We start from the raw sequence: 14,372 nt of genomic DNA, 5'->3' as shown, positions 1-14,372 counted from the left end.
CGGGAGCGGCGCATGATCAGGCGCGGATGTCTTACGGACTGCTAACCCCGAGTCACTCGAACGGTGCGGCGGCTGCCTGGAGGGCCAGGGCGATGGTCTCCGGGTCGTACGGGGCGGGCTCGCCGGGCAGGTAGGTGACGGAGTGGAGGGCGCCGGTGCAGCGGAAGCCGCGGTGGCGCTCGAAGACCGGCCGCCGGCACGGCGGTGGCGGGCGCCTCGGACCGGCCGGTGGCCCAGTTCAGCCTGGCGGCCGACGGCCGGGCCGCCGTCACCGACAACGGGAGCTGCACCGACCTGGCGTTCGACTACCCGCCCTCGGTGTGGCTCCGGGTCTCGCTGGTGCTGCACCCGTCGGCCGGCACGAACGAGGCCGTGCGCCTGGCCGCCGGCTCGGGAGCGGCGAGCACGCTGCGGCTGCGGGTCCAGGGCGGCGCCGGCGCGGCGGCCTTTTCGCGGTCGACGACGTCCTGGTCCGACAGCCGGGCTGATCCGGGGAGTTCGGTACGGTGCGGTCCGCTGGGGTCCGCGGTCAGGGAACGGCGGTGGCGGGCGGGGCCATCACCCAGCGGATCGTCCGGGTCAGCCCGTCCGTGGCCAGGCGGACCCCGGTGGCCTCGACCAGGGGCAGCCAGGGCAGCCGCAGCGGTGCCCGCGCCCACCAGGGCAGCAGCGCGACGGAGCCGGCCGCCAGCACCGCGTACGGCGGCCGCGCGGCCCAGGGGAGAGGAGGGCTGAGCAGCAGGAACCGCGCCGCCTCGCGGGCCTGCGGGGTGCTGCGGAGCTCGGCCCGGTACGCGGCGAGCCGGGCGGCCAGCGAGGCCTGGTCGCGCGGCGGGTCCGGGATGCCGAGGGCCGCCCCGATCACGGCGGTGTCCGCGACGTAGCCGTCGTACCCGGCCTCGTCCAACGGCCGTGCGCCGTAGCGCCGGTGGGCGCGCAGGAAGCTGTCGACCTCGCACACGTGCACCCAACCGAGCAGGTGCGGGTCGCTCGCGCGGTACGGCTCACCGGCCGAGGTGGTGCCGTGCACGCGGCGGTGCACGGCTCGGACCCGGTCGACCGCGCGCTGCGCGTCGTCGGCGGTGGCGAAGGTGGTCACGGCGAGGAAGGTGCTGGTGCGCTGCAACCGGCCCCAGGGATCGCCCCGGTAGCCCGAGTGCGCCGCCACCGCCGCCATGGCCAGCGGGTGCAGCGACTGCAGCAGCAGCGCCCGCAGACCGCCCACGAACATCGACGCGTCCCCGTGCACCTGCCGGATCGGCCGCTGCGGCCCGAACCACCGCGGGCCCGGGGTGTCGTGGATCCGCCGCCGTACGGCCTCGCCGTCCGGCCCGGCGATCCGGGCGAACAGCGCGGCCCCCGCGCGCCTGCGCACGGCGTCCAGACCGTCGGGCCGCACCCTGTCAGCCTCCATGCCACCCATGCTACGGGCGCGCCCCGGGCCACCGGGAGCCCGCGGGCCACGAAGCCCGGCCGCCGGGCCGCCGCACCGGCGCCGACCGCTCACGGTCGGTGCGGTCGGCCGTCGTCCGCCCCGGCCGGACCAGGCGGCTCGTCGGGGTCGCCGAAGGAGACGTCCACGTGCTCCTCGGGGCGGCGCTCCTCCTTCCGGGCGACGGAGGCCAGGACCTTCTCGTCGGCCGCGGTGAGCGGTGGCTGGAGGATGCTGCGCGGCCACAGCCGGTGGAAGAGCACCGCGTCGGTCTCGGCCGCGTACACGGTGATCTGCGCGGCGAGGTAGATCCAGGAGAGCAGGCCGATCACGGTCGCGAAGAAGCCGTAGACCTGGCCGGCGTGCCGCAGCTCATGGGTGACCAGCAGGGATCCGAAGGCCTGGAGCACGGTGAACAGCGGCCCGGCGAGCGCGCAGCCGGGCCACAGCGCCTTGGCGGGGATCTCCTTGGGGGTGAGCACCCGGAAGCAGGCCAGGCACAGGGCGGCGTTCAGCAGGGCCGAGACGATCAGCCCGCCGACCCGGGCGGGCGTCCCGGCCAGGGTGGAGCCGACCAGCGCGCCCGCCGCCGTGGTCAGCAGCAGCCCGGTGGCGAGCACCGCGAACAGCAGCAGGCTGCGGCCCAGCCGGGGCCAGTAGCCGGGCCGCTGCACCCCGGGGACGTTCCAGATCTCGGCCATCGCGTGCTGGAGCACCTGGGCGATGCCGAGCGCCCCGTACAGCAGCCCGAGCACGCCGATGACCAGCGCCAGCCCGCTGCCCTGCAGGGAGTGGACGTTCTGGCGCAGCTGGTCGCCGATGATCGGGAAGTCGGCGAGCGCGGAGTCCAGCACCGCCCGCTGCGCCTCGGGGTGGCCGCGCAGGAAGAAGCCGAGGGCGGTGCTGAGCAGGAGCAGCAGCGGGATCAGGGCCACGAAGCCGTAGTAGGTGACCAGGGCGGCGAGCAGCCCGCCGCGGTCGTCGCCGTACTTCCTGACCACCCCGACGACCAGGCCCGCCGTCCGGTGGCGCTGCTGGAGGCGGTCCAGGGCACGCAGGGTTCGCTCGATCGGATTCACGCAGGGGCGTCTGCCCCCCGCCGCGCGGTCGACACCTGGCCGGTGGCGGATATGACGGAGGGGAGGGCGGGTCAGCGCCCGAACTTCGCCCTGGCGGCGGGGGTGACCGGGGTGAAGAGGTTGACGAGGTTGCCGTCCGGGTCGCGCAGCAGCAGCGAGCGGTTGCCCCACGGCATCGTGGTCGGCGCGTTGACGAATCCGTCGACCTGCCCGTCGAGGGCGGCGTGCAGCGCGTCGACGTCGTCCACCAGGAACTCCACGATGCTGCTGCGGTTGGCGCGGGCCTGCGCGGTGCCAGGCCCGAACAGCGGGACGGTCCGGATGCCGGCGATCGCCAGGGTGGCCGACCCGAGGGCGAGTTCGGCGAAGTCCTCGGTGCTCCAGGCGGCGGACGCGCCGGTGACGCGTTCGTAGAACCCGACGAGGCGCGCGACGTCCTCGGTGATGACGCGGATCGAGACGAAGTCCATGGTGACTCCCGGTGGTCGTTGCTGTCGTTGCTGGGTCGGGATTCACGCTACGAGGGATACCGGACAGTTTCCGCCCGGTATCCGCAGGAGAATGTCGGTATGACGAAGCCGACCTCCCGCGTGCTGGCCCTGCTGGAGCTCCTCCAGGCGGGCGGGGTCCGCACCCTCGCCGAACTGGCGGGCCGGCTGGAGGTGGACGAGCGTACGGTCCGGCGCTACGTCGCTCACCTGGTCGAGCTCGACGTGCCGGTGGTGTCGGTGCGCGGCCGGTACGGCGGCTACCGGCTCGCGCCCGGATACCGGATGCCCCCGCTCATGCTCGGTGACGACGAGGCCGTGGCCGTGGTGCTGGGGCTGGTCGCCGGCCGGCACGCGGGGCTGCCGGCGCCGGGCACGGCGGCCGAGACCGCCCTGGCCAAGATCCGCCGGGTGCTGCCCCGCCGCCTGTCGGGCAGGGTGGACGCCGTGCTCGGCTCGCTCGCGTTCACCTCGGAGCCGGCCGGCCCCGCCGTGGACGGCACCGTCCTGCTCGCCGTCGCCGATGCCGTCCGCCACCGCACCCCGGTCGAGATCGGCTACACGGCCGCCGACGGGCGGCGCAGCGTCCGGACGGTCCATCCGTACGGGCTGGTCGGCCACTTCGGCAGGTGGTACCTGACGGGGCTGGACCCGGCGGCCGGTGAGGAGCGCACCTTCCGCCTGGACCGCGTCACGGAGGTGCGGAGTCGGCCCGGGACCTTCGAGCCGCCCGCCGACCTCGATCCGGCGCGGCGCGTCGTGGCAGGCTTCGCCACGGCCGGGTACCGGCACCGCGTGGTGCTGCGGATGCGGGCGACTCCCGAGCAGATCCGTACCCGGCTTCCCGTCACCGTCGCGACGGTGACGGGACTCGCGGCCGACCCCGACGCGGGCCCGGACGGTGAGGGTGCCGGCTGGTCCCGGGTCGAGCTTCGCGTCGAGCGCCTGGACTGGCTCCCCGCCGTGCTCGCCGCGCTCGACCGGCCGTTCGAGATCGAGCAGCCGGCCGAGCTGCGCGCGCTCGTGCTCGGCCTCGCCGAGCGCTTGGCGGCGTCGGCGGGCCGGGGCGGGCCCCCGGAGCGGCCCGCGCCCTGAACCCCGGTTCAGGCCGGCAGGGCGTCGACCGTGCGGACGACGGTGCCGAACAGGTCGGTGATGGTGGTCAGCGCGGCGGCGTGCAGAGCCGCGGCGGGCAGGACCGACCCGTCGGGGGCGGTGAGCGCGCGGGTGGCGGTGGCTTCGGCGACCACGGTGGGGCGGTAGCCGAGGTTGAAGGCGCGCCGGCGGGGCGCGGGGTGGCCCACGACCTGCGGGAGATCCTCGACGCACGGCTGCCGGACGCGCCGAGGCTGGAGGAGGCCGCGCGGCTGGTCCACGCCCACCCGACCCACCTGGTCCGCGCGTTCGGCGCCGCCTTCGGCCTCGCGCCGAACCAGTACCTGACGGCCCGCCGGGTCGACCTGGCCCGCCGGCTGCTGCTGGACGGGCTGCCGCCGGGCGAGGTGGCGACCGCCGCGGGCTTCTACGACCAGTCGCACCTCACCCGGCACTTCCGCCGGGTCGTCGGCACCACCCCGGGCCGGTACGCCCGCACCGGGGCGGCCGCGGCGCCCTAAGCTGGGAGGACAGGGTGGACGACCGTGGGAAGGTTGGGCGCGACCATGCAGCCGAGCGAGATCTCCGAGGTACTGAACCGTCCGCTCAGCCAGGAACTCCTGGCCCGCGACCTGGCCCGCCTGGCCTACGTCGCCAAGGACGGCACACCCCGGGTCGTCCCGATCGGCTTCCTCTGGAACGGCGCGGAGCTCGTCATGTGCACCGCGAAGAACGCCCCCAAGCTGCCGGCGCTGCGCCACCACCCGGCGGTCGCCCTGACCATCGACACCGAGGCCCACCCGCCGCACATCCTGCTGGTCCGCGGCCTGGCCGAACTGGACGTGGTCGAGGGCATCCCGGACGAGTTCCTCCGGATGAACGGAGCCCTCACCATGACCCCCGAGCAGCGGGTCGAGTGGGAGGCGGGCGTCCGCGCGCTCTACGACGGCATGGTCCGCATCGTCGTGACCCCGACCTGGGCCAAGCTGATCGACTTCGAGACCACCCTCCCGAGCGCCGTCGAGGAACTGGTCCGCCGCCAGGCCGACCGCACCTGACGCACCTCCCGAACGGTGCCCGGCCGGGCGTACTGTGGTGGTCCCGGGTGGCGAGGGGCGGGGGCGGACATGGTGGGGTCGGGGCGTGGTGCGATCGGGTGGCGTAGGCCGGTTGCCGTGCTGCGGGGGCGGCTGCTGGCGGAGATCAATGCCACCGTGCACGGGCAGGACCTGCATCTGGAGCGGTACGACCGGCCAGCGGGGGATCCGGGCCTGTTCGGGCCGGACAGCGTGGTGTGGCGGGTGCACGGACACCCGGCCGGGATGCTGGTGGGCGGGTTCGCGGCGCTGCTGCTGCAGTCCCTGCACCCGCTGGCGATGGCCGCCGTCGACGCGCACTCCGACTTCCGGGAGGACCCGACCGGGCGGCTCAACCGGACGGCCCGGTTCGTCACCACCACCACGCTCGGGTCGACGGCCGCGGCCGAGCGGGCGATCGAGGCCGTGCGCAGGATCCACCCGCGGATCCGCGGCACCGCGCCGGACGGCCGTCCCTACCGCGCCGACGACCCGGAGCTGCTCACCTGGGTGCACACCGCCGAGGTCCGCTGCTTCCTGAGCGGGTACCAGGCCCTCGCCGCGACCCCCCTGACCGCCGCCGAGTGCGACCGCTACCTCGCCGAGGCGGCCCGGGTCGCCGAGCGGCTGGGCGCCGCCGCCGTGCCTGGCTCCCGCGCCGAGGTGGCGGCCTATCTGGCCCGGATCCGGCCGGAGTTGCGGGCCACCCCACCCGCTTCGGAGGTGCTCCGGCTGCTGCGCGGCTTCGGTCGCAGCCGCCGCGAGCGGCTGGCCGTCCGGCTGCTGACGAACGCCTCGATCGGCCTCCTGCCGGACTGGGCCCGGTCCGAACTCGCGGTGCGGCGGCCTTGGTTGGTCCGCGCGGTCTGGGACCGCCCGTTGGCGCGGGCCGGCGGCCGGATCATGGTCTGGGCCTGTGGTCCGTCGCCGATCCGGGCGGCCGCCGAGGCCCGGGCCGCCGCCGGCGCGCAGGGGACCGGCTGAGGACGGGGCCGCGTCGGCGGGACACGTCCGGCTGTACGGCGCGTTCGGGGCACCGAGCACCAGGGCCCGCCGCCACCTGAGGACTCACCCAGGCGCACCGTCCCGACGCGCCGCCAGGATCACGACAGCAGCTTCGGGGTGGGCGCCGCCCCGGCGGTGAGCGCGGCGAGCAGGGCCACGCCGTCGGCCGACGGGGTGCCCGGTTCGGCCTGGTAGACGACGAGCTGCTGGCCGGGTGCGGCGTTGACGGTGAAGGTCTCGTAGTGCAGGTCCAGCTCGCCGATCCGGGGGTGGTGCAGCAGCTTGGCCTCGCGGGCCTTGCCACGCACCTCGTGGCGGGCCCAGAGGATGCGGAACTCGTGGCTCTTGATGGAGAGTTCGCCGACGAGTCCGGTCAGCCGAGCGCTCCCGGCGTGCCGGCCCGCGGCGACCCGCAGGGCCGCGACCGAGGCGCGGGCCGCGCGGTCGTGGTCGCGGTGGAAGGAGCGGGCGGCCGGGTCCAGGAAGGTCATCCGCGCCAGGTTGTCGACCCGCTCGAAGCCCTCGTACAGGGCGGCGGCCAGCGGGTTGAGCGCCAGCACGTCCAGCGCGTGGCCGAGGACGAGGGCGGGGGAGCCGGCCAGGCCGTCCAACAGCTGCCGCAGCGCCGGGGCGACCCGCTCCGCCGGCGGCCGACGGGTGCGGCGCGCGGCCGGGCGGGCGATCCGGACCAGGTGCGCCACGGCCTCCTCGTCCAACTCCAGTGCGCGGCCCAGGGCCTGGAGGATCTGCTCGGAGGGGTTGCGCTCGCGGCCCTGCTCCAGGCGGGTGTAGTAGTCGGTGCTCACCCCGGCCAGCAGGGCGACCTCCTCGCGGCGCAGCCCGGGGACCCGGCGGTACCCGGTGCCCGCGAAGGCCGTCGGCGCCGCGGTGAGCTGCCCGCGGCGGGCGCGCAGGTAGTCGCCGATCGGATTGCCGCCGATCGGGTCGTGGCCGATGGGGTCGGGGCCGATCGGATCGTGGTGGTGCGGGGCCTGGCCGGTGTCCATGGCATCGAGGCTAGTGGGCCCCCCGGTGTGGGTGAAGCGATGTGCCGGGGTGCGCCGCACCCCGGCACACCGCGGCCTGGTGGCGGCCCGGGCCGCGCACCACGCTGGTCGGCATGGACAACGAGCAACCGCATCCCTTCGTCGGCATGTGGGTGACCGCCGACGGCTACATCCGGCAGGAGCTGAGGGCCGACGGCCGCTACGACGAGGCGCGTGGCACCAGGCGCAGCGCCTACACCGGCAGTTACACCGTCACCGGCACCCACCTCGACTACCTCGACGACACCGGCTTCACCGCGACCGGTGACGTCCGCGAAGGGGTCCTCCACCACGAACACCTGGTCCTCCACCGGGAGGACCCGCACCACCACCGGCGCCCGGCGTGAGCCACCGACCGACCGAAACGAACGGACCCACCGTGCACCCCACCGTCCACCCGACCGACACGCCGCGCGAAGCACTCCTCGACCTGCTGCGCCGCACCGCGGCCGACCCCGAGCGCCGGATCCTGTTCACCGGTGCCACCGTCCTCACCGCCGACCCGGAGCTCGGCACCCTCGCCATCGGCGACCTGCTCGTCCGCGGTAGCACCATCGCCGCCGTCGGCCCCGACCTGCGGGCCCGCGGCGCCGCCGAGAACGCCATCGTGATCGACGTCGCGGGCGCGGTGCTGACCCCGGGCTTCGTGGACACCCACCGCCACGCCTGGCAGGCCCAGCTGCGCCGGATCATGCCCGATGTGGACGACCTGGGCGGGTACGTCACCGCCACCCTGGCCGGGTACGCCCCCGTCTACCGGCCCGAGGACATGTACGTCGGCACCAGGCTGGCCGCACTGGGCGCCATCGACACCGGCATCACCACGATGCTGGACTTCTCGCACAACTCGCGCAGCGCCGCCCACTCCGACGCGGCCGTCCGCGCCTTGGTCGACAGCGGGATCCGAGGGGTGCACGCCTCGATGGGCCCGCACTTCGGCGCCTGGGACCACCAGTGGCCGGCCGACCTGGCCCGGCTGCGGGCCGCGTACGCGGGCGACCTGATCACCTTCCGGCTGGCCGCCCTCGCCACCGCCGAGATCGCCGGCCCCGGCCTTGCCTACGGCCCCGAACTGGCCCGCCGGGCAGCGGAGTCGGGGGTCGGGGTGAGCGTCGACGCGGTCTTCGGGGCCGCCTCCTCCCGGGCGGTGCTCGACTGGGAGCGGCAGGGCCTGCTGGGGCCGGAGCTGACCCTGATCCACGCCACCGGCCTGAGCGCGGACGCCTGGCGGGCGATCGGCGCGAGCGGCACCACCGTCGCGCTGGCCCCGAGCTCCGATGCGCAGATCGGCCTGGAGAGCGCCGTGCCGGCCGTCGACGAGGCGCTCTCGGTCGGGGTCCGGCCCGGGCTGAGCATCGACGTCGAGGTCGCCCTCGCCGGCGACATGTTCACCCAGATGCGGGCGCTGCACACCATCCAGCGGATGCGCGCCGTGAACGGGGCGTACGGCTCCGCGCGCGAGCCCGTCCGGATCGGCACCGCCGACGTGCTGGACTTCGCCACCCGGCAGGGGGCCCGTACCAACGGGCTGGGCGCGGTGACCGGTTCGCTCACCCCCGGCAAGCAGGCCGACCTGCTGGTGATCACCGCCGAGGAGATCAACAACCTGCCGCTCAACGACGCCGTCGGCACCGTGGTGCTCGGCGCCGACGCCCGCAACGTCGACACCGTCCTGATCGGCGGACAGGTCCGCAAGTGGGCCGGCCGCCTGCTCGATCTGGACCTTCCGGCGCTGCGCGGCCAGGCCGCCGCCTCCCGCGATCACATCCTGCGCACGGCCGCCGCCGTCCGGCGGCCCGGTCAGGTGCAGGAGGGGCACAGCCCGCGGTAGGTGACCTGGGCCTCGGACACGGTGAAGCCGAAGCGCTCGTCCGCCGGGAGGTCGGCGAGCGGGTCGCCGGTCGGGTGGACGTCGCGGATGGTGCCGCAGCCGGAGCAGACCAGGTGCTGGTGCGGACGGTGGGCGTTCGGGTCGTAGCGCTTGGCGCGGCCGTCGGTGGAGACCTCGGTGACCTCACCGAGGGTGACCAGCTCGCCCAAGGTGTTGTAGACGGTCGCCCGGGAGATCTCGGGCAGCCGCCGGGCCGCCCGGGCGTGCACCTCGTCGGCGGTCAGGTGCACGTGGTCGCCGTCCAGGACCTCCGCCACGACCCGGCGCTGGGAGGTCATCCGCCAGCCACGTCCGCGCAGTCGCTCCAGCAGGTCGCTCATGTGGGTTCACCTGTTCAGGTTCATGGGGATGTCCGCAATCTGGCGTCGAGTGTTCCGAATCCGATCGGATATGAGTCTGATGTTCTTCTTGACTTAGAACCTGTCCATCGTAGGATCGGTTCCGGTGATAGCCAAGGGATGAGAAGCCCCGGTACGGCAGGAGACAGCGACGTGACGGCCACCGCGGAGGAGCTGCGCGGTGCCGGCCTCGGGACGACCGGCGAACGCGCCGTGCTGCTCGCGCCCGTCCGGGGAGGTGACCGCCCCGGCTCCGGGGGGATCGCCGCCGCGGTGTCCCCTCGTGTGGGCGGCGCCTCCCTTACAGTCGTCTGTGAGGCCCTCCGCCCACCGCGGCGTCCGGATCGACGAGGCCGACTCCAGCCACCGGGGCCCGCACCTCGACCGCTCCACCACCCGCACTTCCTTAGCATCGTGATCCGCCAGGTCCGGAAGGATTCCCATGTCTGAGAACCATGACGCAATCGTCGTAGACGCGAAGACGGAGGGCGCAGGTGGCTGCCCGGTCGCGCACGGGCGTGCCTCGCACCCGACCCAGGGCGGCGGGAACCGCCAATGGTGGCCGGAACGGCTCAATCTGAAGATCCTTGCCAAGAACCCGGCCGTGGCGAACCCGCTCGGCGAGGAGTTCGACTACGCCGAGGCGTTCCGCGGCCTCGACCTCCCGGCCGTGAAGCGGGACATCGCCGAGGTGCTGACCACCTCGCAGGACTGGTGGCCCGCCGACTTCGGGCACTACGGCCCGTTCATGATCCGGATGGCCTGGCACAGCGCCGGCACCTACCGGATCAGCGACGGCCGCGGCGGCGCCGGGGCCGGCCAGCAGCGCTTCGCCCCGCTCAACAGCTGGCCGGACAACGGCAACCTCGACAAGGCCCGCCGCCTGCTGTGGCCGGTGAAGAAGAAGTACGGCCGCACCCTCTCCTGGGCCGACCTGATGATCCTGGCCGGCAACGTCGCCCTGGAGTCGATGGGCTTCGAGACCTTCGGCTTCGGCGGCGGGCGCGCGGACGTCTGGGAGCCCGACGAGGACGTGTACTGGGGCCCGGAGACCACCTGGCTGGGCGATGAGCGCTACACCGGTGACCGCCAGTTGGAGGAGCCGCTCGGCGCCGTCCAGATGGGCCTGATCTACGTCAACCCCGAGGGCCCGAACGGCAACCCGGACCCGATCGCCGCGGCCCGCGACATCCGCGAGACCTTCCGCCGGATGGCGATGAACGACGAGGAGACGGTGGCCCTGATCGCGGGCGGCCACACCTTCGGCAAGACCCACGGCGCCGGCCCGGCGGACAGCGTCGGCCCCGACCCCGAGGCCGCCCCGCTGGAGCAGCAGGGCTTCGGCTGGAAGAGCTCCTTCGGCACCGGCAAGGGCGGGGACGCGATCACCAGCGGCCTCGAGGGCATCTGGACCAACACCCCGATCACCTGGGACAACAGCTTCTTCGAGATCCTCTTCGGCTACGAGTGGGAGCTGTTCCAGAGCCCCGCCGGGGCGAACCAGTGGCGGCCGAAGGGCGGCGCCGGGGCGGGCACCGTGCCCGACGCCCACGACGCGTCCAAGACCCATGCCCCGACCATGCTGACCACCGACCTCTCGCTGCGGGTCGACCCGGCCTACGAGCAGATCTCGCGCCGCTTCCTGGAGCACCCCGACCAGTTCGCGGACGCCTTCGCCCGGGCCTGGTACAAGCTGACCCACCGCGACATGGGCCCGATCGTGCGCTACCTCGGCCCCGAGGTCCCGTCCGAGGTGCTGCTCTGGCAGGATCCGCTCCCCGCGGCGACCGGCGAGCCGCTCGGCGCCGCCGAGATCGCCGACCTGAAGAGCCGGATCCTCGCCTCGGGCCTGTCGGTCTCCCAGCTGGTGTCCACCGCGTGGGCGGCCGCCTCCTCCTTCCGCGGCAGCGACAAGCGCGGCGGCGCCAACGGCGGGCGCCTGCGCCTGCAGCCGCAGAGCGGGTGGGAGGTCAACGACCCCGACCGGCTGGCCACGGTGCTGCGCACCCTGGAGGGTGTCCAGGAGGCGTTCAACGCCGCCCAGGGCGATGGCAAGCGGGTCTCGCTGGCCGACCTGATCGTGCTCGCCGGCGGTACGGCGGTCGAGAAGGCGGCCGGGGACGCCGGCTTCCCGGTCGAGGTCCCGTTCGCGCCGGGCCGGGTGGACGCCTCGCAGGAGCAGACCGACGTGGAGTCCTTCGCCGCGCTGGAGCCGGCCGCCGACGGGTTCCGCAACTACCTCGGCAAGAGCAGCCGGCTGCCGGCCGAGTTCCTGCTGATCGACCGGGCGAACCTGCTGAACCTGAGCGCCCCCGAGCTGACCGTCCTGGTCGGCGGCCTCCGGGTGCTGGGCGCGAACCACCAGGAGTCGCAGCTCGGCGTGCTCACCAAGACCCCCGGCAGGCTGACCAACGACTTCTTCGTCAACCTGCTCGACCTGGGCACGACGTGGACGGCGGCCGCCGGGGACGCGAACACCTTCGAGGGCCGCGACGCGGCCACCGGCGAGGTCAGGTGGACCGGCACCCGGGCCGACCTGGTGTTCGGCTCGAACTCCGAGCTGCGCGCGCTCGCCGAGGTCTACGCGAGCGACGACGCCAAGGAGAAGTTCGTCCGGGACTTCGTCGCGGCGTGGAACAAGGTGATGGACCTCGACCGGTTCGACCTGGTCTGATCGGGTGACGTCCGGGCCGGCCCGAGGTGGCCGGCCCGGACGTCTTCCGTTTCCGGGAGGTCGCGCGTCGCCCCCCTTGGCAGTGCCCGGCCCGGCCCCTACACTCGGGGCGGAACATGAGCGTGGCTCATATTCACCCCGGGGGAGGCGGTCATCGGCGCAACCGCACCGCCCCCGGACGCCCTGGCCGAGCCCGCCACCCCGGTCACGGCCGGCTGGACGGCCTCGCTCGGCCTGGCCTCGCTCGCCGTCTTCATGGGCTTCTTCACGCCCATCCAGATCCTGCTGCCGCTCCAGCTCGAAGCGCTCGACCCCGGCCGCAAGGCCGAACTGCTGGCCTGGGTCACCGGTGCCGGCGCCCTGGTGGCGATGCTGGTCAACCCGCTGGCCGGCGCGCTCTCCGACCGGACCACCTCCCGCTACGGCCGCCGCCGCCCCTGGATCCTCGGCGGCGCGCTGCTCGGCGCCGCCGGGCTGCTGCTCACCGCCACCCGGCACGGCCTGCCCGGCATCACGGCCGGCTGGTGCCTCGCCCAGACCGGCCTCAACGCCATGCTGGCCGGGGTCACCGCGCCCGTCGCGGACCAAGTCCCGGTCGGCCAGCGAGCCCTGGTCTCCGGGTGGACCGGGATCAGCCAGTCGCTCGGCCTGGTGGTCGGCGCGGTCCTGGTCACCGTGCTGGTGAGCGGGGTGCTGCCCGGCTACGCGCTCACCGCCGCGCTCACCGTGCTGCTCGCCCTGCCGTTCCTGCTGGGCCACCCGGACCCGGTGCTGCCACGCGGCGCCTCGGCCCGCACCGACCTGCGGGCGCTCGCCACCGGCTACTGGGTCAGCCCGCGCCGGTACCCGGACTTCGGCTGGGCATGGGCCACCCGCTTCCTGATCAACCTGGGCAACGCCCTCGGCACCCTCTACCTGCTCTTCTACCTCACCGACGCGGTCCACCTCGCCGCCCCCGACCACGGGGTGCTGGTGCTGACCGCCGTCTACACCGCGGCCGCGCTGCTCACCGCGATCCCCGCCGGTGTCATCTCCGACCGGACCGGGCGGCGGCGCGCGCCGGTGGTCGTCTCCTGCCTGGTGATGGCGGTCGCCGCGCTGGTGCTGGCCCTGTGCCACACCTGGGCGGCGACGGTGCTGGCGGCGGCGGTGCTCGGCGCCGGTTTCGGGATCTACCTCGCCGTCGACCAGGCGCTGGTCACCCAGGTGCTGCCGGCCGCCGCCGACCGGGCCAAGGACCTCGGGGTGATCAACATCGCCAACTCCGGCCCCCAGGTGCTCGCCCCGGCGCTGGCCGCCCCGGTGGTGGCCCACCTCGGCGGCTACACCGGCCTCTACCTCGCCACCGCCCTGGTCACCCTGCTGGCGGGCGCTCTGGTGCACCGCATCCGCGGCGTCGCCTGATCAACCGTCAAGTACTGTTCAGGAGATGGGTTGAGGCAGGAATTCCGGTGGCGGAACTCCTGCCACGTCCTAGGATCGGCGGTCATGGTTGACCTCTATCCTCCGACCAGTCCCTACGACCACGGCTTCCTCGACACCGGGGACGGCAACCGGATCTACTACGAGCAACTCGGCAACCCCGACGGCAAACCCGTCCTGTACATCCACGGCGGCCCCGGGGCGGGCACGCCGAAGCGGCCGACCAGGGCCTGGGACCCGGAGTGCTACCGCCTCGTCCGCTACGACCAGCGCAACTGCGGCCTCAGCACCCCGCACGCCAGCGACCCGGCCGCCGACCTGAGCCTGAACACCACCCGGCACCTGATCGACGACATCGAGCGGCTGCGCGAACACCTCGGCGTCGAGCGGTGGTTGCTCAACGGTGCCTCCTGGGGCTCGACGCTCTTGCTCGCCTATGCGCAGCAGCACCCCGAGCGGGTCGGCGAAGTCATCATCCAGGCGGTGACCACCACCCGCCGCTCCGAGATCGACTGGCTCTACCGGGGGGCCGGGCGCTTCCACCCCGAGGCCTGGGACCGGTTCCGTGACGGCGTCCCCGAGCACGAGCGGGACGGCGATCTGCTGGCGGCGTACGCGCGGCTGATGGAGCATCCCGACCGGGCCGTCCGGGCACGGGCCGCCGCCGACTGGCTCGCCTGGGAGGACGCGGTGATCTCCGGCGAACCCAACGGCATCCCCGGCATGTACAGCGATCAGGAGATCGACGAGCGGATCGCGTTCGTGCGGATCTGCGCCCACTACTGCGGCAGCCAGAAGAACTGGAAGCGCACCAACGTGGTGGTCG

At 74.2% G+C, this 14,372-nt stretch carries 12 protein-coding genes and 3 pseudogenes; 9 read left to right on the top strand and 6 right to left on the bottom strand.

The window, feature by feature from the left end:
• Nucleotides 1–529 precede the first annotated feature (529 nt).
• The 3 genes from AB0K43_RS10585 to AB0K43_RS10575 all read right to left on the bottom strand — a co-directional run bounded on the left by AB0K43_RS10585 (nucleotide 530) and on the right by AB0K43_RS10575 (nucleotide 2,981).
• Nucleotides 530–1,414 (bottom strand): oxygenase MpaB family protein, encoded by an 885-nt coding sequence (locus AB0K43_RS10585; protein WP_363638009.1) that lies wholly within the window; start codon nucleotides 1,412–1,414, stop codon nucleotides 530–532.
• A gap of 89 nt (nucleotides 1,415–1,503) precedes the next feature.
• Entirely contained in the window at nucleotides 1,504–2,511 is a 1,008-nt protein-coding gene (locus AB0K43_RS10580; RefSeq protein WP_363638007.1) for a YihY/virulence factor BrkB family protein, read from the bottom strand.
• A gap of 71 nt (nucleotides 2,512–2,582) precedes the next feature.
• A complete protein-coding gene (locus AB0K43_RS10575) occupies nucleotides 2,583–2,981 on the bottom strand; it encodes a VOC family protein (RefSeq protein WP_363638005.1) in 399 nt (132 codons plus the stop codon).
• Between the two features lie 99 nt (nucleotides 2,982–3,080).
• On the opposite strand from AB0K43_RS10575, the gene AB0K43_RS10570 reads away from it, so the two are divergent.
• Nucleotides 3,081–4,094, top strand: coding sequence for a YafY family protein (locus AB0K43_RS10570; RefSeq protein ID WP_363638003.1), 1,014 nt, complete (start codon nucleotides 3,081–3,083; stop codon nucleotides 4,092–4,094).
• A gap of 8 nt (nucleotides 4,095–4,102) precedes the next feature.
• Here AB0K43_RS10570 and AB0K43_RS10565 read toward each other — a convergent pair.
• Nucleotides 4,103–4,276: pseudogene (locus tag AB0K43_RS10565) on the bottom strand (cysteine hydrolase); the annotation flags it as partial.
• Nucleotides 4,277–4,285: 9 nt separating this feature from the next.
• On the opposite strand from AB0K43_RS10565, the pseudogene AB0K43_RS10560 reads away from it, so the two are divergent.
• From AB0K43_RS10560 to AB0K43_RS10550, 3 genes and pseudogenes are all read left to right on the top strand, one after another.
• Nucleotides 4,286–4,615 (top strand): annotated as a pseudogene (locus AB0K43_RS10560) (AraC family transcriptional regulator); the annotation flags it as partial.
• 45 nt (nucleotides 4,616–4,660) lie between these two features.
• Entirely contained in the window at nucleotides 4,661–5,152 is a 492-nt protein-coding gene (locus AB0K43_RS10555; RefSeq protein WP_363638001.1) for a pyridoxamine 5'-phosphate oxidase family protein, read from the top strand.
• A gap of 117 nt (nucleotides 5,153–5,269) precedes the next feature.
• Nucleotides 5,270–6,154 (top strand): oxygenase MpaB family protein, encoded by an 885-nt coding sequence (locus AB0K43_RS10550; RefSeq protein ID WP_363637999.1) that lies wholly within the window; start codon nucleotides 5,270–5,272, stop codon nucleotides 6,152–6,154.
• Between the two features lie 119 nt (nucleotides 6,155–6,273).
• On the opposite strand, the gene AB0K43_RS10545 is transcribed toward AB0K43_RS10550, so the two are convergent.
• Nucleotides 6,274–7,182, bottom strand: coding sequence for a helix-turn-helix transcriptional regulator (locus AB0K43_RS10545; protein ID WP_363637997.1), 909 nt, complete (start codon nucleotides 7,180–7,182; stop codon nucleotides 6,274–6,276).
• A 113-nt stretch (nucleotides 7,183–7,295) separates the two neighbouring features.
• On the opposite strand from AB0K43_RS10545, the gene AB0K43_RS10540 reads away from it, so the two are divergent.
• Together AB0K43_RS10540 and AB0K43_RS10535 are read left to right on the top strand one after the other, a co-directional pair.
• On the top strand, nucleotides 7,296–7,568 hold the full coding sequence (locus tag AB0K43_RS10540; protein ID WP_363637995.1) for an Atu4866 domain-containing protein: 273 nt from the start codon (nucleotides 7,296–7,298) through the stop codon (nucleotides 7,566–7,568).
• A gap of 32 nt (nucleotides 7,569–7,600) precedes the next feature.
• Nucleotides 7,601–9,052: an amidohydrolase family protein gene (locus AB0K43_RS10535; RefSeq protein WP_363637993.1), complete on the top strand. Its 1,452-nt coding sequence runs from the start codon at nucleotides 7,601–7,603 to the stop codon at nucleotides 9,050–9,052.
• Here the strand turns inward: AB0K43_RS10535 and AB0K43_RS10530 are convergent.
• Nucleotides 9,022–9,432: a Fur family transcriptional regulator gene (locus AB0K43_RS10530; RefSeq protein ID WP_363637991.1), complete on the bottom strand. Its 411-nt coding sequence runs from the start codon at nucleotides 9,430–9,432 to the stop codon at nucleotides 9,022–9,024. The two genes, AB0K43_RS10535 and AB0K43_RS10530, sit on opposite strands and share 31 nt — an antisense overlap.
• A gap of 460 nt (nucleotides 9,433–9,892) precedes the next feature.
• Here AB0K43_RS10530 and katG point away from each other — a divergent pair, with 460 nt between their 5' ends.
• The 3 genes and pseudogenes from katG to AB0K43_RS10515 form a co-directional block, all read left to right on the top strand.
• Nucleotides 9,893–12,124: a catalase/peroxidase HPI gene (gene katG / locus AB0K43_RS10525; RefSeq protein WP_363637989.1), complete on the top strand. Its 2,232-nt coding sequence runs from the start codon at nucleotides 9,893–9,895 to the stop codon at nucleotides 12,122–12,124.
• 129 nt (nucleotides 12,125–12,253) lie between these two features.
• Nucleotides 12,254–13,528: an MFS transporter gene (locus AB0K43_RS10520; RefSeq protein ID WP_363638188.1), complete on the top strand. Its 1,275-nt coding sequence runs from the start codon at nucleotides 12,254–12,256 to the stop codon at nucleotides 13,526–13,528.
• An 84-nt stretch (nucleotides 13,529–13,612) separates the two neighbouring features.
• A pseudogene (locus AB0K43_RS10515) lies at nucleotides 13,613–14,329 on the top strand (alpha/beta fold hydrolase); the annotation flags it as partial.
• Nucleotides 14,330–14,372 lie beyond the last annotated feature (43 nt).

The sequence above is a fragment of the Kitasatospora sp. NPDC049258 genome, assembly GCF_040678895.1.
Taxonomy (GTDB): domain Bacteria; phylum Actinomycetota; class Actinomycetes; order Streptomycetales; family Streptomycetaceae; genus Kitasatospora.
The sequence above is the reverse complement of the archived record's forward strand: the minus strand, read 5'-3'. Positions and strand labels throughout refer to the sequence as shown.